The organism is Microbacterium alcoholitolerans (genome assembly GCF_050408615.1).
Classification (GTDB): Bacteria; Actinomycetota; Actinomycetes; order Actinomycetales; family Microbacteriaceae; genus Microbacterium.
Genome location: NZ_JBNTKD010000001.1, coordinates 580,448 through 601,912, shown reverse-complemented (window position 1 = coordinate 601,912; position 21,465 = coordinate 580,448). Strand labels below are relative to the sequence as shown.

Annotated in this window: 23 protein-coding genes and 1 tRNA gene; 15 read left to right on the top strand and 9 right to left on the bottom strand. The window is 68.1% G+C overall.

The genetic code is table 11. From position 1 onward, the window contains the following. Positions 1–132 precede the first annotated feature (132 nt). Positions 133–205: transfer RNA gene (locus ACQUSX_RS02970), tRNA-Glu, on the top strand. 53 nt (positions 206–258) lie between these two features. On the opposite strand, the gene ACQUSX_RS02965 is transcribed toward ACQUSX_RS02970, so the two are convergent. The 5 genes from ACQUSX_RS02965 to ACQUSX_RS02945 are packed head-to-tail and all read right to left on the bottom strand — an operon-like array spanning position 259 to position 4,573. Next, on the bottom strand, positions 259–1,065 hold the full coding sequence (locus ACQUSX_RS02965; RefSeq protein WP_428905474.1) for an SDR family oxidoreductase: 807 nt from the start codon (positions 1,063–1,065) through the stop codon (positions 259–261). Positions 1,066–1,090: 25 nt separating this feature from the next. After that, positions 1,091–2,341: an MFS transporter gene (locus tag ACQUSX_RS02960; protein WP_428905473.1), complete on the bottom strand. Its 1,251-nt coding sequence runs from the start codon at positions 2,339–2,341 to the stop codon at positions 1,091–1,093. Between the two features lies 1 nt (position 2,342). Next, the gene (locus ACQUSX_RS02955) at positions 2,343–2,882 is read right to left on the bottom strand and encodes a helix-turn-helix domain-containing protein (RefSeq protein ID WP_428905472.1); all 540 of its coding nucleotides are present in this window, start codon (positions 2,880–2,882) and stop codon (positions 2,343–2,345) included. Positions 2,883–2,939: 57 nt separating this feature from the next. Continuing rightward, complete coding sequence (locus tag ACQUSX_RS02950) at positions 2,940–4,019, bottom strand: DUF4349 domain-containing protein (protein ID WP_428905471.1); 1,080 nt, start codon at positions 4,017–4,019, stop codon at positions 2,940–2,942. Next, the gene (locus tag ACQUSX_RS02945; protein WP_428905470.1) at positions 4,016–4,573 is read right to left on the bottom strand and encodes an RNA polymerase sigma factor; all 558 of its coding nucleotides are present in this window, start codon (positions 4,571–4,573) and stop codon (positions 4,016–4,018) included. Before ACQUSX_RS02945 ends, ACQUSX_RS02950 begins: the two co-directional genes overlap by 4 nt. A 223-nt stretch (positions 4,574–4,796) precedes the next feature. Here ACQUSX_RS02945 and ACQUSX_RS02940 point away from each other — a divergent pair, with 223 nt between their 5' ends. From ACQUSX_RS02940 to ACQUSX_RS02910, 7 genes are all read left to right on the top strand, one after another. Continuing rightward, positions 4,797–5,789, top strand: coding sequence for a TerC/Alx family metal homeostasis membrane protein (locus tag ACQUSX_RS02940; protein WP_428905469.1), 993 nt, complete (start codon positions 4,797–4,799; stop codon positions 5,787–5,789). A gap of 195 nt (positions 5,790–5,984) precedes the next feature. Then, positions 5,985–7,412 (top strand): 3-isopropylmalate dehydratase large subunit, encoded by a 1,428-nt coding sequence (gene leuC / locus ACQUSX_RS02935; RefSeq protein ID WP_428905468.1) that lies wholly within the window; start codon positions 5,985–5,987, stop codon positions 7,410–7,412. After that, positions 7,412–8,008: a 3-isopropylmalate dehydratase small subunit gene (gene leuD, locus ACQUSX_RS02930; RefSeq protein ID WP_428905467.1), complete on the top strand. Its 597-nt coding sequence runs from the start codon at positions 7,412–7,414 to the stop codon at positions 8,006–8,008. The genes leuC and leuD overlap by 1 nt, the downstream gene beginning before the upstream one ends. 108 nt (positions 8,009–8,116) lie before the next feature. Next, entirely contained in the window at positions 8,117–9,481 is a 1,365-nt protein-coding gene (murA, locus tag ACQUSX_RS02925; RefSeq protein ID WP_428905466.1) for a UDP-N-acetylglucosamine 1-carboxyvinyltransferase, read from the top strand. 4 nt (positions 9,482–9,485) lie between these two features. Continuing rightward, on the top strand, positions 9,486–10,235 hold the full coding sequence (locus ACQUSX_RS02920; RefSeq protein ID WP_428905465.1) for a lysophospholipid acyltransferase family protein: 750 nt from the start codon (positions 9,486–9,488) through the stop codon (positions 10,233–10,235). Then, the gene (locus tag ACQUSX_RS02915) at positions 10,225–11,364 is read left to right on the top strand and encodes an NAD(P)H-dependent glycerol-3-phosphate dehydrogenase (RefSeq protein ID WP_428905464.1); all 1,140 of its coding nucleotides are present in this window, start codon (positions 10,225–10,227) and stop codon (positions 11,362–11,364) included. Before ACQUSX_RS02920 ends, ACQUSX_RS02915 begins: the two co-directional genes overlap by 11 nt. Further along, complete coding sequence (locus ACQUSX_RS02910) at positions 11,270–12,358, top strand: D-alanine--D-alanine ligase family protein (protein WP_428905463.1); 1,089 nt, start codon at positions 11,270–11,272, stop codon at positions 12,356–12,358. Before ACQUSX_RS02915 ends, ACQUSX_RS02910 begins: the two co-directional genes overlap by 95 nt. Positions 12,359–12,387: 29 nt before the next feature. Here ACQUSX_RS02910 and ACQUSX_RS02905 read toward each other — a convergent pair whose 3' ends face one another. Beyond that, positions 12,388–12,876, bottom strand: a complete 489-nt coding sequence (locus ACQUSX_RS02905; protein ID WP_428905462.1) for a DUF3515 family protein — start codon at positions 12,874–12,876, stop codon at positions 12,388–12,390. A 23-nt stretch (positions 12,877–12,899) separates the two neighbouring features. On the opposite strand from ACQUSX_RS02905, the gene thiL reads away from it, so the two are divergent. Beyond that, positions 12,900–13,904, top strand: coding sequence for a thiamine-phosphate kinase (gene thiL, locus ACQUSX_RS02900; protein ID WP_428905461.1), 1,005 nt, complete (start codon positions 12,900–12,902; stop codon positions 13,902–13,904). Between the two features lie 22 nt (positions 13,905–13,926). Here the strand turns inward: thiL and rsmD are convergent, their stop codons facing one another. After that, on the bottom strand, positions 13,927–14,502 hold the full coding sequence (gene rsmD / locus ACQUSX_RS02895) for a 16S rRNA (guanine(966)-N(2))-methyltransferase RsmD (RefSeq protein ID WP_428905460.1): 576 nt from the start codon (positions 14,500–14,502) through the stop codon (positions 13,927–13,929). 55 nt (positions 14,503–14,557) lie between these two features. On the opposite strand from rsmD, the gene ACQUSX_RS02890 reads away from it, so the two are divergent. From ACQUSX_RS02890 to mutM, 6 genes are all read left to right on the top strand, one after another. Then, positions 14,558–16,729 (top strand): ATP-dependent DNA helicase RecG, encoded by a 2,172-nt coding sequence (locus ACQUSX_RS02890; RefSeq protein WP_428905459.1) that lies wholly within the window; start codon positions 14,558–14,560, stop codon positions 16,727–16,729. An 81-nt stretch (positions 16,730–16,810) separates the two neighbouring features. Next, complete coding sequence (gene coaD, locus ACQUSX_RS02885) at positions 16,811–17,308, top strand: pantetheine-phosphate adenylyltransferase (protein ID WP_428905458.1); 498 nt, start codon at positions 16,811–16,813, stop codon at positions 17,306–17,308. 66 nt (positions 17,309–17,374) lie between these two features. Next, entirely contained in the window at positions 17,375–17,923 is a 549-nt protein-coding gene (locus ACQUSX_RS02880; RefSeq protein ID WP_428907578.1) for a YceD family protein, read from the top strand. Positions 17,924–17,925: 2 nt separating this feature from the next. After that, complete coding sequence (gene rpmF / locus ACQUSX_RS02875; RefSeq protein WP_428905457.1) at positions 17,926–18,135, top strand: 50S ribosomal protein L32; 210 nt, start codon at positions 17,926–17,928, stop codon at positions 18,133–18,135. A gap of 11 nt (positions 18,136–18,146) precedes the next feature. Continuing rightward, positions 18,147–18,839, top strand: a complete 693-nt coding sequence (gene rnc / locus ACQUSX_RS02870) for a ribonuclease III (RefSeq protein WP_428905456.1) — start codon at positions 18,147–18,149, stop codon at positions 18,837–18,839. A 7-nt stretch (positions 18,840–18,846) separates the two neighbouring features. Further along, entirely contained in the window at positions 18,847–19,740 is an 894-nt protein-coding gene (gene mutM / locus ACQUSX_RS02865; RefSeq protein ID WP_428905455.1) for a bifunctional DNA-formamidopyrimidine glycosylase/DNA-(apurinic or apyrimidinic site) lyase, read from the top strand. Positions 19,741–19,753: 13 nt separating this feature from the next. Here the strand turns inward: mutM and ACQUSX_RS02860 are convergent, their stop codons facing one another. Next, the gene (locus tag ACQUSX_RS02860) at positions 19,754–20,311 is read right to left on the bottom strand and encodes a dihydrofolate reductase family protein (RefSeq protein WP_428905454.1); all 558 of its coding nucleotides are present in this window, start codon (positions 20,309–20,311) and stop codon (positions 19,754–19,756) included. Positions 20,312–20,334: 23 nt separating this feature from the next. Continuing rightward, positions 20,335–21,435 (bottom strand): variant leucine-rich repeat-containing protein, encoded by a 1,101-nt coding sequence (locus ACQUSX_RS02855; RefSeq protein ID WP_428905453.1) that lies wholly within the window; start codon positions 21,433–21,435, stop codon positions 20,335–20,337. Positions 21,436–21,465: the final 30 nt, after the last annotated feature.

Sequence of the window (21,465 nt, the reverse complement as noted above, 5' to 3'; positions counted from 1 at the left end):
TCGAGGGCGAGCGCGGCAAGTCCCACAGGTCCGACACGCCCGTGATTCACATTCGGGACGCCCCGATTTGGCGTCGTCAGAATCGCCGTGGCATACTTGAACGGTTGCAAGGACGGCCTGAAAAGGCCGGACGGCCCCATCGTATAGCGGCCTAGTACGCCGCCCTCTCACGGCGGTAACGCGGGTTCGAATCCCGCTGGGGTCACAACACGAGAAAGCCCCCGATCTTCGGATCGGGGGCTTTTTTCGTCTCCGCAGTCAGTCGCGACGCCAGCTGTCGTCCGTGAGGTGCGATCCCGCCTGCGGGCCCATCTGCAGCATCCCGCCGTCGACACTCCACTCGGCGCCGGTCACGTAAGACGAGTCGGGGGAGGCGAGGAACGCGATGACCGCGGCGACCTCCTCGGCCTTTCCAGGACGGCCCAACGGCACTCCCGGGCGGTGGGTGCGATCGGCATCCTCCGAGTCGCGTCCGCTCGCCGCGGTCGCGATCTCGCCGGGGGCGACCGCGTTGCACGTGATGCCGTGTTCGCCGAGCTCCTGAGCCATGTTCTTGATGAGGCCGGTCAAGCCGTGCTTCGCGGCGATGTAAGCCGAGAGCCCGACCCGCGGCTGGTGCGCGTGGACGCTCGTCACCGCGATGATCCGACCCCCGCGGCCGGCGCGCACCATCCGCTGAGCGGCGGTCTGCATCCCCGCGAAAGCGCCGTCGAGGTTCAGTGCCACAGTGTCGCGCCACTCGTCGAGCGGCACTTCGAGGAATGGCCGGCGCACGCTCGCGCCGGCATTGTTCACGAAGACGTCGACCCCGCCGAGTTCGTCGGCGAGATCGTCGATGACTCCGGCGACGCCACCGAGGTCGGTCGCGTCGAAACGGGTGACGAATGCACGGCGTCCGCGCCCACGCACCTTCTCGGCGGTGTGCTGCGCGCCTTCCCGGTCGGTGTGCCACGTGATGCCGACATCCATTCCGGCGTCTGCGAGGGCGAGGGCTGTCGCAGCGCCGATGCCGGAGTCGGATGCAGTGACGATGGCGTATCGAGGGTTGAATCGGTCTTCCGTCATGGCCGAACGCTACCGGAGCGGCAGGTCACGCGGCAGGGGCCTTGTCACGAAGGGCGATTGCCCGTAGAAGCGGGTTGCGCAGCGGGACGACCATCAGCAGCATGAGGGCTCCGCCGTAGAGCGTGAACGGCATCCAGGTCGGCAGCATCGATGCGAGGAGACCGAACACGACCATCGCGAGGGGCATCAGGCAGTCATCTCCCAGGCGGGTTATGGAGGACATCCGTCCGAGGTAGTCGGGTGCGATGGTAGCGGCGAACGTCGCACCCAGCAGCACTGATGCGAAGCCGGCAGTGAGACCGATGATCACGCAGCCGATGCCGACGGCGATCGGCGAGCCGATCCCGAGCGCGACGATTCCCGATCCCTGAACGACCAGTGCCCAGAACGCTCCGCTGGCCTCGTGCCGCGGTCGCCAGCGCACGACCGCGAGCGCGCCGATCATGGCGCCGCCGCCGACCAGCGCTTCGAAAACGCCGACGGCGCCAGCGCCCCAGCCGTGCTCGGTCGCCTGCAGCGCGAGTCCGATGGCGAGGGCGGGGCCGACAGCGAGGTTCAGTCCGGACAGGGCGATCACCAGCGTGCGCGTCGCGGAGTTCTCGCCGAGATGATGGAATCCCGATGCGACGCCCCGCAGCACCGTCTCGCCTTTCGCGGTGCGGGGCAGCGCGAAGCGCGGCCGCAGCCAGATCGCGATGAAGGCGATCACGACCGTGAAGGTCACCACATCCGCGGTGGCGCTGCCGGGCATCCCGGCCCAGGCGACGAGGAAGCCGCCGATGGCGGCGCCGCCCATCGTCCCGAGCCGGCTGAGCGTCTGGCTGAGTGCCGAATACGACGGCAGATCCGCCGGTCGCACGAGTTGGCGAGGGATCGTCCCCGCCGCCGGCTCGTAGAACGCATCGCAGATGCCGAACGCGATCGTCGCGATGAGCAGCACCGCGACGGTCGGCTCGGTCAGCAGTATCCAGACCGCGGTCACCGCGAGCACCACGACTCGGATGCTGTTGAACAGCAGCATCATGCGGCGGGCATTCACGCGATCGGCGATCGCGCCGCCGATGAGCAGGATCACCGCGCGCGGAATCGTCCCGGCGGCGACGATGAGACCGGCGACGGCAGGTGAGGCGATCTGCACCGCGGTCCACGCGACGGCGATCGTCCAGACGGCGTCGCCGGCGTCGGAGAGCGCCTTGACGACGAGCCAGGTCTGCACCATCCGGTCGCGGCGGAACGGCGGGGGAGTGCGCAGCAGCAGCGGTTCGCTCGTCGTCATCTCACACTTCCGTGGGGAAGCCGTGCGCGAAGAAGTAGACGGGCATGCGCCGCTGTCCGTCCTCACGGTCGATGCCGCTGCGCCAGGTCTCGAGAGTCTCGACGATGCGCTGCGAGAGGTCGGAGAGCTCTGCCGGTGTCGCCCAGGCCAGCGCGTCGGTGTTGAAGCCCTGCACATCGCTGTTCGGGCTGGCCCGATTCCACTGCTGCAGGCGCTCGAGCTGATGCCGCACATTCAACCGGCGCGCCTCGCGCGCCAGGTAGGCATCGGCGGGCGAGTCGGCGTAGTCACGACTCGACCAGCTCAGCGACGTGCGGATCAGTCGCCACCAGCTCGCACGGCGATCGCCGTCCGGAGCCTGGATCTGCTCGGCGACGCCGGCGCGCTGCAGCATGCGCAGGTGGTGGCTGATGCTGCCGACCTGCGCGTCGAGGGCACGCGCGAGTGTGCCGACCTGTGCCTTCTCATGCAGCAGCAGGTGGTCGACGATGCGCCGGCGCAGCGGGTGGTGCACGGCGGTGATGACGGAGATATCTTCCACGTCGGCAACGCTAAGCGCCGATTCGAAATCTCACAAGAGTTCTTGTATATCCCGGAATCACGCGGATTCAGCGGTGTTCGAACTCTTCACCCGGCGACCTCGACGGCGGATCAGCCAGACGATCAGCACCGCGACCCCGGCGATGACCAGCCAGGGCAGCAGAAAGCCGAGTGCGACGACCAGGGCGTTCAGCGACACGATCAGCCCGTTCCAGCCGGCCAGCAGGCCGTCGCCGAACCCGGCCGGATCAGCCGTGGTCGCGCTGGTCTGCTCCGTCAGATCGATGGAGATGGTCGACATCGCCACCTGATCGTCCAGGCTCTTCAACTGCTGCTCGTAGCTCTCCAGCTGTGCCTGGCGCTCGCTGAGTGCCGACTCGGCCGCGATCAGATCGCCGATGGAGCCGGACTTGCCCATCAGCTCGGTCAGTCGCTTGACGGATGCCCGGGACGCATCGACGCGGGCTTGCAAGTCCACCGTCTGCGAGGTGACGTCCTGACGCGCGATCGACGAGCGCAGGATCTCGCCCTGACCCTCGAGCGCACCGACCACCTCCTCCAACTCTGCGGACGGAACGCGGATGCTGACCCAGCCGCTGCCCGGCTGGCGCGGCTCTTCGGGCGAGATGTCCGCGGTGGCGCCCAGCGTCGAGCCGATGTCCGTTGCCTCGACGTAGCCACTGTGCTCGGCGGCGAGGTTGCCGATGGCATCCGCCGCATCTGACACGTCGGCCACACGCAGGGCGACCTGGGACGTCGTGATGATGTCGCGCTCGTCGGAAGGCGCCGCCGCACTGTCAGCCACGCGCGCGGCGCCGCTCATGTCGCCATCCGCGATCTCCGGCTGCGCAGCGCCCTCGACGGGAGCCATGTCGTAAGCCGGTACGGACTGCGCACTCGTGTCGCCTGCCGTGCCCCCGCTCACCGCGCTCAGCAGAGGAGGGGCGATCAGGATGCCTCCGACGAACGCCGCGGCGACGCCGAGCGCCGTGATCCACCCGCGCCGTCGGCGACTCGCGGAGGGCGCCGCCGTCGGCGCCGGCCGCTCGTCGCCGATCTCATCGAACACGGCACCTTCGATGCGTGCGATGGTCTCGTCGCTCAACGCGGGGAGCGTGGGCGTGCTGTTCTCGTTCATGCGTCTCTCACTTCTGCCGCGGCGCCTCGCAGGCGCGTTCGCACCCGGGAGAGACGGTTGCGGACGACGGCATGGCTGACACCGAGTTCTTGCGCGGCCACCTGGTAGGCGTAGCCCTCGACCGCGCAGAGCCGGAAGATCGACCGGTCGAGCTCATTCAGCAGCCCGACCTCCTCCGCGATCCGGTCGGCGAGAGCAGTCGAGATCACCTGGTCCTCGACGCCCACCGTGTCGGGGATCGTCTCGTCCAGGGCATCCGCCGTATTCGCTCGATCCCTGCGCAGCACCCGCAGCCGGTTCGCGGACTGGAAGCGGCAGATCGTCGCCAGCCAGGGCAGCAGCGAGTCGTTCACCAGCTCCAGCCCCGGCAGCTTGCGCCAGGCGACCACGAAGGTCTCCTGGGTCACATCCTCGGCATCCGCGGCGGATCCGAGGATGCCGTGCGCGATCCAGTACACCGGCCTGACGTGGGCGCGATAGATCGCACGGAACGCACCCTGATCACCGGATGCGGCCCGTGCCGCCCATTCGCGGTCCTCGCTGCTCGTCGGCATTCCATTCCGATCGCCGTGCCTCACAACACTGTCTCTCACCTGCAGAGTGTCGCGGATCGTCTCATCGTCTCAGAGTCCGGTACGATCGTTCGAGCGAAAGGGAGTATCCCACCTTCGCGCGGATCGTCATCACGAGCATCGTCATCGCTGCTCCGGCCGTGCGGCGCATTCTTGCGGGGAGAGACTTTCGGTTCACGCCAACCCTTTCGAAAGGCACTAGTCCTTGACTATCCCCGTCTGGTTCGAGGTCACCGCGCTGGTGGTCCTCACCGTCATCCTCATTGCGGATCTGCTGCTCATCCTGAAGCGGCCGCACATCCCCTCGACCAGGGAATCGAGCCTCTGGGTCGGTTTCTACGTGACGCTCGCGCTGATCTTCGCGGCGGTGCTGTTCTTCATCGGAGACGCGAAGACGTCTCTTGACTTCCTCACCGGCTGGGCGATGGAGTACAGCCTCTCCATCGACAACCTGTTCGTCTTCGTGCTGATCATGACGCAGTTCTCGGTGCCGCGCCGGTACCAGCAGGAAGCACTCATGGTCGGCATCATCATCGCGCTGGTGCTGCGCGCGATCTTCATCATCATCGTCGGCGCGGCGGTCGAGCACCTGAGCCCGATCTTCTACCTGTTCGGCGCCTTCCTCGTCTTCACCGCTGTGCGTCAGGCGCTTCCCGAGAAGCACGAGGACGACAAGCAGACCGAGGGATTCATCGTCCGTCAGATCCGTCGCGTCATTCCGATCAGCGACGAGTACGACGGACCCAAGGTGCGCACCATCGTGAACGGCAAGAAGATCTGGACGCCGATGCTGATCGTGTTCGTCTCGCTCGGCGTGACCGATCTGATGTTCGCCGTCGACTCCATTCCCGCGATCTTCGGTGTGACCACCGATCCCTTCATCGTCTTCACAGCCAACCTCTTCGCGCTGATGGGTCTGCGGCAGCTGTACTTCCTGCTCGGCGACCTGCTCGACAAGCTGCGCTACCTGCATTACGGCGTGGCATTCATCCTCGGCTTCATCGGCGTCAAGCTGATCCTTCATGCGATGCACGAGAACGAGCTGCCGTTCATCAACGGCGGCGAGCCGATCGCCTGGGCACCCGACATCAACAACTGGGTCTCGCTCGGTGTGATCATCACCTCGATGATCGTCGCCACCATCGCCAGCCTGATCGCCTCGGGTCGTGAGAAGCGCGCCGCGCTGAACCGCCGATAGCGGCGTCCTCCTGATCGACGGCGTCTGCACGTCATATCCGATCACACCGAGAGAACCGCCCATCGCTGCCGTGTAAACTGACCGGCATGCGGCGGGTGGTTCTTCTTCTTAGCAGCCGCGACGGGATCTGACACAGGCCTTCCTCGTCGCGGCGTCCAACGCGGGCCGAATCACTGAGCCAGAAGGAACAACCGCATGACCAGCACCCCGCAGCCGCGCACTCTCGCAGAGAAGGTGTGGGACGACCATCTCGTCGTCAAGGGCCAGAACGGCGAGCCCGACCTCATCTACATCGACCTGCACCTCGTGCACGAGGTCACCAGCCCGCAGGCGTTCGACGGACTGCGCACCGAGGGTCGCCCGCTTCGCCGCCTCGATCTGACGATCGCGACGGAGGACCACAACACCCCGACGCTGAATATCGACAAGCCGATCGCCGATCTGACCAGCCGCACCCAGATCGAGACGCTGCGTCGCAATGCCGAGGAGTTCGGCGTCCGGCTGCACTCGCTGGGGGATGCCGAGCAGGGCATCGTCCACGTCGTGGGCCCGCAGCTGGGCCTGACCATGCCCGGTATCACCGTGGTGTGCGGTGACTCGCACACCTCGACGCACGGCGCGTTCGGCGCGATGGCGTTCGGCATCGGCACGAGCGAGGTCGAACACGTCATGGCCACGCAGACGCTGCCACTGAAGCCCTTCAAGACCATGGCGATCAACGTCGAGGGCGAGCTGCGCCCCGGCGTGACTGCGAAGGACATCATTCTCGCCGTGATCGCCAAGATCGGCACCGGCGGCGGCCAGGGCTACGTGCTCGAGTACCGCGGCAGTGCCATCCGCGCCCTCTCGATGGAAGGGCGCATGACGATCTGCAACATGTCGATCGAAGCCGGCGCGCGCGCCGGCATGGTCGCCCCCGACGAGACGACCTTCGAGTACGTCAAGGGCAAGCCCCACGCTCCGCAGGGCGCGGACTGGGACGAAGCCGTCGCCTACTGGCGCACGCTGCCCACCGACGAGGGCGCGGCCTTCGACGCCGAGGTGTTCATCGACGCGAACGAGCTCGAGCCGTTCGTCACCTGGGGCACGAACCCCGGCCAGGGCAGCTCGCTCTCGTCCTCCGTCCCCGACCCGGCCGTGATCGCGGATGCCAATGAGCGCGCCGCGGCCGAGCGCGCTCTGGAGTACATGGACCTGACGCCTGGCACCCCGCTGAAGGACGTGAAGGTCGATGCTGTCTTCATGGGGTCGTGCACGAACAGCCGCATCGAGGACCTGCGCGCCTTCGCGTCGATCATCGAGGGCAAGAAGAAGGCTGACGGCGTGCGCGTCATGGTCGTGCCCGGTTCGGCTCGCGTCCGCCTCGAGGCGGAAGCCGAGGGCATCGACAAGATCGTCGAGGCCTTCGGTGCGGAATGGCGATTCGCCGGATGCTCCATGTGCCTGGGCATGAACCCCGACCAGCTGGCCCCGGGGGAGCGCTGCGCCTCGACATCCAACCGCAACTTCGAGGGACGCCAGGGCAAGGGCGGGCGCACGCACCTCGTCTCGCCGCTCGTCGCCGCAGCGACCGCCGTGCGCGGCACATTGTCCAGTCCTGCTGACCTGGAGGGGAGCAACTGATGGAGAAGTTCACCACGCACACCGGAGTCGCCGCTCCGCTCAAGCGCTCCAACGTCGACACCGACCAGATCATCCCCGCGGTCTTCCTCAAGCGGGTCACCAAGACCGGCTTCGACGACGCGCTCTTCCACGCCTGGCGTCAGAACGACGACTTCGTGCTCAACCAGGCGCCGTTCAAGGGGGCATCGGTGCTCGTCGCCGGGCCCGACTTCGGCACCGGCTCCAGCCGCGAGCACGCCGTGTGGGCGCTGCGCGACTACGGTTTCAAGGTCGTGCTGAGCCCGCGGTTCGCCGACATCTTCCGGGGCAACTCCGGCAAGCAGGGGCTGCTCGCCGCGACGGTCGACGAAGCGGACATCGAGCGCATCTGGGCGCTCATCGACGAGGACCCCGGCCGTGAGATCACGGTCGACCTCGAGGCGCGCACGGCCACGATCGCAAGCTTCCAGACCGCCATCGGGATCGACGATTACACTAGATGGCGGCTCCTCGAAGGGCTCGATGACATCGGGCTCACGCTGCGCAACGAAGACAAGATCGCGCAGTTCGAGGCCCGCCGCGAGTCGTGGCGGCCACGTACGCTTCCTGTTCGATAGCCAGGAAGCGAAGGTGGGCCGGGGGTCACAAGCCCCTGCGGCACCCGCCGTGATTGAAGAGAGGCTCGCGGCGACCGCCGCGCCTGTCCCGATGAAGATGAGGCCCGAATGACGACACCCGCGCGCGACGCCGCAGTTGAACTGGCTCCTGCCCCCACAGCATCCGTGCTCGCGATCCGCGGAGGTCGGCCGCTGCGCGGCCGAGTCGACGTGAAGGGCGCGAAGAACCTCGCCACCAAGGCGATGGTCGCGACGCTGCTCGGCGAGACGGCCAGCACCCTGCGCGACGTGCCGGATCTCAGCGACGTCGCCGTCGTGCGGTCGCTGCTCGAGGTGCACGGGGTCACCGTCACCGAGGGCGATGAGCCCGGCTCGCTCGTGCTGGACCCCAGCGCGGTCGAGTCAGCGCACTACGAGGAGATCGACGCGCACGCCGGTGCGTCTCGCATCCCGATCCTCTTCTGCGGGCCACTGCTGCACCGTCTCGGCCAGGCGTTCATCCCCGACCTCGGCGGATGCCGCATCGGCGATCGCCCGATCGACTTCCATCTCGACGCGCTGCGCAATTTCGGTGCGATCGTCGAGAAGGAGCCCAATGGCATCCGGCTGTCGGCGCCGAACGGTCTCAAGGGCGCCGAGATTCACCTGCCGTACCCGAGCGTCGGCGCGACCGAGCAGGTGCTGCTGACCGCGGTGCGCGCCAAGGGGACGACAGAGCTGCGCAACGCCGCGATCGAGCCCGAGATCATGGACCTGATCGCCGTGCTGCAGAAGATGGGCGCCATCATCTCGTACGAGCCCAACCGCGTCATCCTCATCGAGGGCGTCGACCAGCTGCGCGGGTACGACCACCGCTGCATCTTCGACCGCAACGAGGCGGCCTCCTGGGCGTCCGCGGCGCTGGCCACCGATGGCGAGATCTTCGTCGGCGGAGCGAAGCAGCAGGAGATGCTGACCTTCCTCAACGTGTTCCGCAAGGCCGGCGGCTGGTTCGACGTGCAGGAGGACGGGATCCTCTTCCGACGCGGCGGCGAGCTGGTTCCCGTTCTCGTCGAGACCGACGTGCACCCCGGCTTCATGACCGACTGGCAGCAGCCGCTGATCGTCGCGCTCACCCAGGCGCACGGCCGCTCCGTCGTGCACGAGACGGTCTACGAGAACCGCTTCGGCTTCACCCAGGCCCTCGTGAAGATGGGAGCCGAGATCGAGGTGCACCCGCACGGGCTGCAGGAAGGTCCACGTCGAGTGCCGCGCCGTGAGCTCGAGCAGGCCGCCGTCATCACCGGTCCCACTCCGCTGCACGGTGCCGACATCGTCGTGCCCGATCTGCGCGGCGGATACAGTCACGTGATCGCCGCACTGACAGCCGAAGGCGAGTCGCAGGTGTCGGGCGTCGACATCCTCAGCCGGGGGTACGAGAAGTTCCTCGACAAGCTGAAGGCGCTCGGCGCGGACTTCGACGTCGTCCGGTGATCTGATGGCAGCATCCGAACGGAGCCGTCCCAGCCTCTTCTGGCCGCTCGCGGCGGTCGTCGTCCCTGCACTTTCGCTGATCGCCAAGATCACGGCGGTGCACGATGAGAAGCTGCCACGGCAGGGAGCCTTCGTGCTCGCGCCGAACCACTACTCGGAGTTCGATCCGCTGATCATCGCCCTCGCCGTGTTCCGCACGGGTCGGCTGCCGCGCTTCATGGCCAAGGAGAGCCTGTTCCGCATTCCCGTGGTCGGCTGGGTGCTGAAGAAGACCGGCATGATCCCGGTGGCGCGCGCCGCGTCGGCGGCGGCGGCGAAGCAGACCATGGAACAGTCCGACGCACTGGTGAAGCTCGGTCGCGGCGTGATCGTCTACCCCGAGGGCACTCTGACGCGGGATCCTGACCTGTGGCCGATGCGCGGCAAATCCGGCGCGGTGCGCCTGGCGCTCTCCGGCGACATCCCGCTGATCCCCGTCGCGCAGTGGGGCACGCAGAACATCATGGGGCGCTACCAGAAGGGCCTGAGCCTGTGGCCGCTGCGCAAGCCGGTCCGCGTGCTGTTCGGCGACCCGGTCGATCTCTCGGACCTGAGGGGCCGGGCCGCCGAGCCCGGTGTCCTCAATGAGGCGACGGACCGGCTGATGGCGGCGATCACAGAGCTGCTGGAAGAACTGCGCGGAGAGAAGGCGCCGACTGCACGCTGGAACCCCGCAGATCACGGGCAGAACGAGACGGGGCGCCTTGAACCGTAAATCGACACCGGTCGCCGGCACCGGGACACGCGCGACCGTCATCGGCGCGGGCAGCTGGGGAACGACCTTCGGCAAGATCCTCTCCGACAGCGGCGCGCAGGTCACCATGTGGGCGCGCCGCCCCGAACTCGCTCTCGAGATCGCCGAGGCCAAGCGCAACTCGAAGTACCTTCCCGGGATCAACCTGCCGCGAGCGATCGGCGCCACGCACGAACTGGCGCGGGCGCTTGACGGCGCCGAGCAGGTGTACCTGTCCGTTCCCAGCCAGTCGCTGCGCGAGAACCTCAAGGCGCTGCGTCCGCTGCTCATCGACAGTGACGCGCCGATCATCAGCCTGATGAAGGGCGTCGAGCGCTCCTCGGGACTGCGGATGAGCCAGGTCATCGAGCAGGAGCTGCGCTGCGACCCGGATCGCATCGCCGTGGCATCCGGTCCGAACCTCGCGCTCGAGATCGCGCGCGAGCAGCCGACGGCCGCGGTGATCGCCTCACGCAGCCAGGAGACGGCGGATGCCGTCGCCCGCACAGCTCGCAACAGGTACTTCCGCTCGTTCGTGAACACCGACGTCATCGGCACCGAGTTTGGCGGCGTGCTGAAGAACCTCATCGCGGTCGCGATCGGGATCGTCGACGGCGTCGGCTACGGCGAGAACACCAAGGCGTCGATCATCACTCGGGGCCTCGTCGAGATGACCGACTTCGCGGTCGCGAACGGCGCGAAGCCCGAGACCCTGCAGGGACTGGCGGGCCTCGGCGACCTGATCGCCACCTGCCAGTCGCCGCTCAGCCGCAACAACACCGCAGGACGCCTGCTCGGTCAGGGGTACAGCTTCCAGGACGTCATCAAGCAGATGGAGCAGACGGCGGAGGGCCTCGCCTCCGTCGCGCCCGTGCTGCAGCTCGCCCGGGAGTCCGAGGTCCACATGCCCATCGTGGAGCAGGTGAAGATGGTGCTGGACGGGCGGATGGATCCCCGTGACATCGCGCCGCACCTGACCACTGACGACGACACTCCGCAGGAGGAGAGAACCAATCATGGACAAGCAGACGGTGGTGGTGCTCTTCGGCGGGCGTTCCAGCGAGCATTCCATCAGTTCCGCGACGGCGGGCGGAGTGCTGGCCGCGATTGATCGCGACCGCTATCAGGTGATCCCGGTCGGGATCACCCGCGAAGGCGCATTCGTCCTCGAGGAGGACCGTCCGGAGAAGTTCGCGCTGGACGCCGCGAACCTGCCGCTGGTCTCCGACAACGGCACCCGGGTGCGCTGGCCCGAGCCCGGCGGGGATCGGATGCTGCGCGTCGCCGCTCCGGACGGATCGACCGTCGATCTCGGCGAGATCGACGTCGTGCTCCCGCTGCTGCACGGCCTGCACGGCGAGGACGGGGCGATCCAGGGCTTCCTCGACGTCATCGACGTGCCGTACGCGGGCGCCGGGATCCTCGATTCCGCCGTGTGCCTCGACAAGCACTTCACGAAGCTCGCGCTGTCGGCCGCCGGCATCGCGGTCGCCCCCGGCGTCACGATCCGTCAGACGGAATGGGACGCCGATCCCGAGAGCGTCCGGGCGCGGGTCGCCGAGCTGGGCGACGTCGTGTTCGTGAAGCCAGTCGATGCCGGCTCGAGCGTCGGCGTCACCCGCGTCGACGGCGGCGAGGGACTCGATGACGCTCTGCGCGTCGCGTTCGATGAGAGCGACAAGGTACTCGTCGAGACGAAGATCAGCGGTCGCGAGATCGAGGTCGGCGTGCTCGACGGTCGTGACGGTGCTCGTGCCAGGGCCTCCCTGCCGGGCGAGGTCGTGCTGACCTCACGCAGCTTCTACGACTTCGAGGGCAAGTACCTCGGCGGCGACGGGGTCGAGATCGTCTGCCCAGCATCTGTCGACGACGCCCTGATATCGCGGTTGCAGGAGGCCGCCGTGCGCGCCTTCGAGGCAGTGGACGGCAGGGGACTGGCCCGCGTGGATTTCTTCGTGACGCCCGACGGCGACCTGATCGTGAACGAACTGAACACCATGCCGGGGTTCACGCCGATCTCGATGTTCCCGAAGTGCTGGATCGCGTCGGGCCTGAGCTACAGCGACCTGATCACCGAGCTGATCGAGACCGGTCTGCGCCGCTGACCCCGCTGTGACACCGGGCTGCCGAACGACTACTCCGGCAGCTCGTCCGAAGAGATGCACGCCCGCTCCGCCGGGATCATCCGCACGCCGGAGACGATGCCGACGTTGGCCAGCGCCTCGTTCGCGCTGACGACTTCGGTGTCGACGAACACCTGCACGGCGGGATCGCGACCGTAGGTGGTCATGCGCATCATCGGCGCCTGCGATTCGTCGACGAGCCAGTCGATGCCTTCGAGCGTGATGCACTGCAGCTCGCTGGTGGGCCCCGGCACGTCCACGCCGCACGAGACGAAGACGCTCGCGGGGTCGCCGTACGCTCCGGTCGCCTGCGCATCCGTCCAGCGCCGGTCCTGGCCGGAGATCGAGTCGGGCAGGCGCACGGAGACCTCCGCGCAGACCGGGTTGTTCGCATCCTTCGCCGGGTCGAGAGCCACGGTGCTCGAGCAGCCGGTGACAGCGAGAAGCATCACAGCGCCAGCGGACAGTGCACCAGCGGCCAGGGCGAGTCGACGGAGCATGATTCCAGGCTACCGTTGTCGACATGGCATCCGCTCCGGACGACGACCCGCGCATCGGCGACATCTCGGAGGGCACGGTGCTCCGCGCCATCCTCGCGCGCACCGCGCCGGGCGCGCACACGATCCTCGGTCCGGGCGATGACGCGGCGGTGCTCGCCGCTCCTTCCGGCTCGGTCGTCGCGACGGCAGACACGCTCGTCGAGGGGCCCGACTTCCGCACCGCCTGGTCGAGCGGGCACGACCTCGGCTGGAAGGCCGCGGCCGTGAATCTCGCCGACATCGCGGCGATGGGAGCCGTCCCTACGGGGCTGCTGGTGTCACTCGCCGTGCCGCGCGGCGTGCGTCTGTCGTTCGTCGAGCAGATGGCCGACGGCTTCCGTGAGGCGTGTGCGGCGCTGGCGCCCGGATGCACGGTGATCGGCGGCGATCTGACGGTGTCTGATCTGCTGATGATCGCAGTGACGGCACTCGGCGATCTGGGCGGCAGGGTCGCGGTGACCCGCAGCGGCGCTCGCGAGGGCGACATCGTCGCCCTCGCCGGTGAACTCGGTGCGGCTGGAGCGGGGCTCGGGGTGCTGTTCGCGCGCTTCCGCGAAGGCGAGACGCCGGTCGCCGTCGATCGCGGGACGCTGGATGCCGCGCAACTGCATGCCCTCGACGCGCAGCTGCGCCCCACCCCGCCGATCGGGCTCGGCCCCGTGGCAGCGGATTCCGGTGCAACCGCGATGATGGACGTCTCGGACGGGCTGGCGCTGGATGCGGCCAGGATGGCGGATGCATCGGGCGTGACTCTCGCGCTGGCGGGGGCTGCCCTGGATGGTCTGGCGTTCGGAGGTGACCGTCAGCGCGCCATCGGCGGCGGAGAGGATCACGGTCTCCTGGCGACGTTCCCGCCCGGGGTGCTGCCGGCAGGCTTCCATCGCATCGGCGAGGTCATCGGCCGGTCAGCGGACGGCGTCCTGGTCGATGGCGCCCCGATCGTGCACGCGGGGTGGGACCCGTACCGCGATTGGGACGGCGTCCTGTAGCGGAGGGTGGCGTTCGCCGCTCTCAGGCCTGGTCGGATGCCGGGCCGGCCCACCACAGGGTCGTGTCGCCGTAGGTCTTGGAGCGCAGCAGTTCGAGACCGGCGGATGCGAGGTCCGGGACAGTCGCGCGCTTGCCGCGCTCGATCACGACGACCGCATCTGGCGACAGCAGTGGAGCCAGCGCCGCCAGATCAGCGTTCATCGCGTCATCGCCGAGGTCGTACGGCGGATCGGTGAACACCAGGTCGTACGGCCCGCGTGCGCGGGTGAGGAAGGGGCGCACCGCGCTCTGGTGCACCTTCGCGGCCATCGGCAGTCCCATCGCCTTGGCGACGATACCGGCGTTTCGTCCGGTGATGGTCGCGGCGGGGCGGGAGAGCTCCACCAGGTCGACGGATTCGCCGCCGCGGCTCCAGGCCTCCAAGCCGAGCGCGCCGCTGCCCGCGTACAGATCGAGCACCCGCGCCTCCTCGAGCGCGCCCATCGACTCGAGGGCGCCGAACAGGGACTCCCGGATGCGGTCGCTGGTGGGGCGAGTGCCTGCGCTCGGCACGCCGAGGCGGGCGCCGCGCGCACGGCCCGCGATGATCCTGGTCACCCGTTCACGATACGACACCGGCGGTGGCGTCCCCGCCCCTCTCTAGACTCGGATCATGCCCCTCGCGCTCGACACGCCCCTCACCGAGGCCCTCGGCACATCGACCGCTCGATCGCTCGATCGGGCGTTCGGCATGAAGAGCGTCGGCGAGCTGCTGGGGCACTATCCGCGGCGCTACGCCGACAGGGGAGAGCTCACGCCGATCCACGAGCTGCCCATCGGCGAGACGGTCACGATCGTGGCAGAGGTGCTCTCATCGAATGCGCGCACGATGCGCAACCGGCGCGGGGCGATGCTCGAGGTGACGATCGGAGACGGCGTCGGCCGCATGTCGCTGACGTTCTTCGCGAAGAACATCGGGCAGGCCGAATGGCGCAAGAAGGAGCTCGCCGTGGGCCGTCGGGGCATCTTCTCCGGCAAGGTCGGCATGTTCAACAACACGGTGCAGTTCGCGCATCCCGACTACCAGCTCTTCGAAGACACCGAAGCGGCGCAGCGGCAGGCAGACGCGCTGCGCGACGTGCCCATCCCGATCTATCCGGCCACCTCCGCCGTGCAGAGCTGGCAGTTCGCGAAGCTGGCCGCCAGTGTCCTCGACCGTCTGGGCGATGTCGTCGACCCCCTCCCGGAGAGCCTTCGCGAGCGCGAGGGACTGCTCACCGCCCGTGAGGCACTCGAGAGCATCCATCGGCCCCGCCGCAAGAACGACATCGACCCCGCCGTGCGCACGCTGCGTGCGCACGAGGCGCTGGTGCTGCAGACCGCGCTGCTGCAGCAGCGCGAGCAGGTGCGCGCCCTGACGGCGACGCCGCGGCCGGCGAAGCCGGGCGGACTGCTCGAGCGCTTCGACGACGCTCTTCCGTTCTCGCTCACAGCCGATCAGCAGAGAGTCGGAGCCGAGATAGCGGTCGACCTGACTGCGGATCGGCCGATGAACCGACTGATCCAGGGCGAGGTCGGGTCGGGCAAGACCCTCGTCGCCCTGCGGGCGATGCTGCAGGTCGCAGAGTCCGGAGGGCAGTCCGCGCTCATCGCGCCGACAGAGGTGCTCGCCGCCCAGCACCTGCGGTCCATCACCCGGATGCTCGGACCCGATGTGGCCGCCCGGTTGATGCCCACCCTGCTCACCGGTCAGATGTCGGCGCCGGAGAGACGCAAGGCGGCACTGCGGGTGGCATCCGGTCAGGCGCTGATCGTCATCGGCACCCATGCGCTGCTGTCCGAGAAGACCACCCTCGCCGACCTCGCGCTGGTCGTCGTCGATGAGCAGCACCGCTTCGGCGTCGAGCAGCGCGAGACACTGCGGGCGAAGGGCACGGCTCCGCACGCGATCGTGCTCACCGCGACGCCGATCCCTCGCACCGTCGCGATGACGGTCTTCGGCGATCTGGATACGTCGGTGATCCGATCGATGCCGGCCGGCCGCGCCGGCATCCAGACGTTCGTCGCGCCGCTCGCCGAAAAGCCGGAATGGTTCGGGCGGGTGTGGGAGCGTGCGGGGGAGGAGATCGCAAAGGGCCGGCAGGTGTTCGCCGTCTGCGCCGCGATCGACATCACCAAGGAGTCGGTCGAGTCCGGTGACGCACCGCCGCCGGATGCCGAGGGCAAGGGTCCGAGCTGGGGCGTCGCGCAGCTCGATCAGGCACTCGGCACGCACCCGACGCTGTCGAAGGTGCGCCGCGCCGTGCTGCACGGGAAGATGCCCGCAGAGCAGAAGGATGCGGTGATGCAGTCGTTCGCGCGCGGCGAGATCGATCTTCTCATCGCGACGACGGTGATCGAGGTGGGCGTCGACATGCCGAACGCGTCGATGATGGTCATCATGGATGCCGATCGCTTCGGCGTGTCTCAGCTGCATCAGCTTCGCGGACGCGTCGGCCGCGGCGAGCACGCCGGACTGTGCCTGCTGGTCACCGAGGCGGAGGCGGGATCGCTGGCGCGCGAGCGCGTCGAAGCGGTCGCAGCGACACTTGACGGCTTCGAGCTCGCCGAGGTCGATCTGGAGCTGCGTGGAGAGGGCGATGTGCTCGGAGCCTCGCAGTCCGGCGTGCGTTCGTCGCTGCGACTGCTGCGCGTGGTGAAGGATGCCGGCCTCATCGCGCACGCGCGCGAGCTCGCGGCCGGCATCCTCGCCGATGACCCGGCGCTCGAGCAGCACCCCGGCCTGCGGGCCACCATCGAGCGGCGCGTGAGCGAGGCGGACCGCGCGGCTCTGGGCAAGAACTGACCGATAGGCTGTCAGCATGCGATGTACTGAGCGACCGCAGGGAGTCGAAGTGCCTGCACCGAGCGTCTGGAGGAAGTCCGCGTGAACAGTCGGATCGCTGTCGTCCCGGGCTCTTTCGACCCGCCGACCCTCGGACACCTCGATGTGATCGATCGGGCGGCGCGTCTCTACGACGAGCTGCATGTGCTCGTGGTGCACAATCCGGGTAAAGAGGCGATGCTTCCGATCGCGCAGCGCATGAGCCTGCTTGAGCAGTCGATCGCCGACGCCGGCATCGAGGGGCACATCATCGTCGGGTCCTGGAGCATGGGCCTGCTGGTCGACTACGCGCGTGACGTCGACGCCGGAGTGCTCGTCAAGGGCATCCGCTCGCAGGTCGATGTCGCCTACGAATCGCCGATGGCGATCGTGAACCGTCACCTCGCCGAGATCGAGACCGTCTTCCTGCTGCCGGACCCGGCGAACGCCATGGTCTCCAGCTCGCTGGTGCGCCAGGTGGCAGCGCTCGGCGGCGACGTGTCGCCCTTCGTGCCGCGTGCGGTTGCGTCGTTCCTCGACACCGGCGCACGCGGCCTCTGATCATCGACTCTCGGTCCGGCCCCTCGCAGGCGCTGGACGGGTAGCATTGGCGGGGTGAAATCCCGAGTGAATGGACCTTTCTTCCTTCCCGTCCGCGACATCGTCCGAAAGCCCGGAGAGATGCGCGAGCACAGCTTCGACGTGACTCTCGCCGAGAAGTGGGGTGAGGGCATCGTCACCGTCGAAGCCGGCGAGGAGCTGGCGCTGGACGTGCGGCTGGAGTCGGTGCACGAGGGCATTCTGGTCTCCGGAACAGCCGATGCGCAGTACACCGGCGTGTGTGGCCGCTGCCTCACCGACATCACTGCGCCCGTCGAAGTCGAGTTCCAGGAACTTTTCGCGTATCCTGGTGAGGAAGAAACTGACTTCGAAGTTCAAGACGACCACGTGGATCTTGAAACTCTGGTCAGGGACGCGATCGTATTGTCGCTTCCATTTCAGCCGGTGTGTCAGCCGGATTGCCTGGGTCTCGACCCGGAAACGGGCGAGAAGCTGACCGCGAGCACTGGCGCAGAGAGCACCGCTCCCATCGATCCACGGTGGAGTGCGCTCCGACAGATCACAGACCAGGACGGCGCGGCAGAAAGTCACGCCGCCGAGAAAGAAGAGAGCTAGTCATGGCTGGTAACCCCCCGAAGCGCAAGGTCTCCCGTTCGAACACCCGCTCGCGCCGCGCGCAGTGGAAGGCGACCCCCACCGCTCTGGTGAAGACCATCGAGAACGGCAAGGTCGTCTACAGCCGCCCGCACCAGGCCAAGGTCGTCACCGACTCGCAGGGCACCGAACTGTTCCTGGAGTACAAGGGCCGCAAGGTCGCAGACGTCTGATCGGATAGGTCATGTCCGAGACTCTCACCGGCGAGGTTTCCCTCGCGGAGAAGCTCGGCGTTGAGATCGATCCGGAGCTGCTGGAGCGTGCTCTGACGCACCGCTCCTACGCCTACGAGCACGGTGGCATTCCGCACAACGAGCGCCTGGAGTTCCTCGGGGACTCGGTTCTCGGACTGGCGGTCACCGTGATGCTCTTCACGACGCATCCCGACCTCGACGAGGGCGAACTGGCCAAGCGACGCGCAAGCGTCGTGTCGACAGTCGCCCTCGCCGAGGTCGCTCGCGTCATCGGGCTCGGTGAGCACCTGCGGCTCGGCCGCGGTGAAGAGCAGACCGGCGGGCGTGACAAGGACTCGATCCTCGCCGACACGATGGAGGCGGTGTTCGGCGCGACGTTCCTGTCTGCCGGTGCTGACGCCGCGACCGATCTCGTGCTCCGCCTGACAGCGCCGCTGCTCGCGGATCCCGAGCGGTACGGTGCCGCGATGGATCCGAAGACGAGCCTGCAGGAGCTGGCCGCACGCCTCGGCGCGACGCCGCCGAGCTATTCGATCGAATCCGACGGTCCAGATCACGATCGCGTCTTCACCGCGACGGTGCGTGTCGGCGATCTCGCCTGCACGGGCGTGGGCAGCAGCAAGAAGACCGCCGAGATGGCGGCCGCGCTTGCCGCCTGGCGTCAGCTGAGCGACCGGACCTGAGCACGGCGTGCCCGAGCTTCCTGAGGTCGAGGTCGTCCGCGCCGGCCTCGCGCCCGCCGTCACAGGCGCTCGCATCCGCGCGGTCGAGGTGCTCGACGAGCGTGCCCTGACCCGGCATCCTCTCGGCGCCGCCGACTTCGTCGGGCGACTCGAGGGCAGCGACGTGCGCGCCGCGGTGCGTCGCGGCAAGTTCCTGTGGCTGCCGTTGGATGACGGCGATGAGGCGCTGATCGCACACCTCGGCATGAGCGGTCAGATGCTGCTGCGGGAATCGGATGCCCCTCGCGAGCGCCATGAGCGCATCCGCCTGCAGATCGAGCATCCCCGACACGGACGGCTGGCCGTGGCGTTCGCTGACCAGCGCACCTTCGGCTCGCTCGCCGTGGACCCGCTGGTGCCGACACCGGATGCCGCGCCGGGCGGTTACGGAAGCGACCTCACGCGGGTTCCGTCGCAGGTGGCGCACATCGCACGGGATGCCATGGACCCGGCGTTCGCCGATCAGGCTTTCATCACCGCGGTGCGCCGCAGGTCGAGCGCGATCAAGCGGGTCCTGCTTGATCAGGGTCTCATCAGCGGCATCGGCAACATCTACGCCGACGAGGCGCTGTGGGCCGCGCGGATCCACCCCGAGACCCACGGGGCCGCGCTGTCAGCTCAGGCGGTGCGTCGCCTCCTGAGCGAGGTGCGTCTCGTGCTCGAGAAGGCGCTGGCCGAAGGTGGGACGAGCTTCGACGCGCAGTACGTCAACGTCAACGGACAGGCCGGTTATTTTGCGCACTCGCTGAATGCGTACGGCCGTGGGGGACGGGCATGCCCGCGCTGCGGCGGGCCGATCAGGCGCGAGGCGTTCATGAACCGCTCCTCGCATTACTGCCCGAGGTGCCAGCGGCGACGCTGACCTGCGCGGCGCATCAGCGGGTTCGGTAGTGCGCGTAGATCAGCCCGCTGTCGAACGCCCGCTCCTGGACCAGGTCGAGGTCGAGGCGGATACCGTCGGGGAAGAAGCGCTTGCCGCCGCCGACCACGCTCGTCGTGATGAGCAGGTGGTATTCGTCGACCAGATCGGCAGCGATCGCCTGGGCTGCGAGGTTCGGGCCGTCCACGGTGATGTCGCGATCGGATTCGGCCTTGAGGGCACGCACGGCATCCGGGTTGAATTCCCGTTCTATCCGAGTCTTCGCGCTCGACGCCGACTGCAGGGTCTTGGAGTACACGATCTTCTGCGCGGCCTGCCAGTCGCGGGCGTACTGCACGATATGCGGCGGGGCATCCGGATCGGCGTGCGCGGTCTCCCAGAAGACCATCGTCTCGTACATGCGCCGGCCGTAGAGGAACGTGCCGACGTCCCTGAAGAGGTCCCCGATGAAGGTGTGCACCTCCTCGTCCTCGGCACCTCTGCCGAGACCGCCTTCCGTCGCCTCGGCATAGCCGTCGAGTGAAGTGATCATCGAGTAGATGAGTTTGCCCATGATGTGCTCCTTTGCCGAAAACGTCAGTTCGGCATCGGAGCGTTGACCTCGGCGGCCCACTCGCGGATCGCTTGACGCTCCGACGCGTTGCAAACGTACCCGTATCCCAGCGTCACGCTGCCGTTGGTGAGGGTGTGCTCGTCGTAATAGGTGAGCGCGTAGCAGTCCGCCATCTTCTCGTCGCTGCCCTGGAACATGCCCTGCTCGACCAGACGGTCCGCATCCCCCTTGCCGTCGTCGAACCGGCGGGCATCCGCATGCTGGTAGACATGCGCGAGCTCGTGCGCCACCACCATCCTGCGCTCCCAGTCGCCGCTGGCGGCGCTCTCTGACTGCAGGTGGATCGTGAGCGGATCACCGGTGACCACGCAGCCGGTGGTGAGCTCGCCTTCTCCAGCTGCATCGCAGGCGGATGTCGCATCCCAGCGGACGTCGATGAAACCGTCGCCGGCCTCATCGACGAGCTGTTCCGTGAGCGTGCCGGAAGCGTTGGCTCGGCGCGCCTCTGCCGCGGTGACCTCCGCCTCGAGCTCTTCCCGGAACTCACGAGCGCGCTCCGCCACCGAGCGCGCGGCGATCTCGGAGATGCCCGGCACCGCAGCCTCACGCTCGACGCGCTCCATGAAATCGAGCTGCGTGACGAGCGGCGCGACCGGGTTGCCATCGAGCTCCGCCACCAGCTGGTGGTACCTCGCCCGCTCGGATTCGAAGATCGCCAGCTGCTCGGCGACCGCGTCGTTCGCGGGCTCGGGCGCGGGTGCGGGCACACTGCCGGCCTCGGGCCGGGATCCACCGTCCTGCTGCAGTGCTGCACCGACACCTCCGAGCAGCGCGATCACCACAACCAGAACGCCGGCCACAGCGAGACACCCGCACCCGGCGAACCACCATCCGATCCCGCGCCGCGGGCGCCGCACAGGGGTGAGAGGCATCGCCTGTGCCGTGTGATCGCCGCCCGGATCCACCTGTGCCATCCATCGCCGCAGCTCCGGGTATGCCTGCGGATGCGCGGAGATCACCGCGTGCAGATCCCAGCGGCGTGCGGCGATGTCAGCCAGCTGCTGCGGGGGAGTCCTCGGGTCGGTCGCCGCGTGCCAATCGGGATCCACAGTCGCTCCGGCCATCCCCACATGCTATCCGCGGCGCCGGCGGGG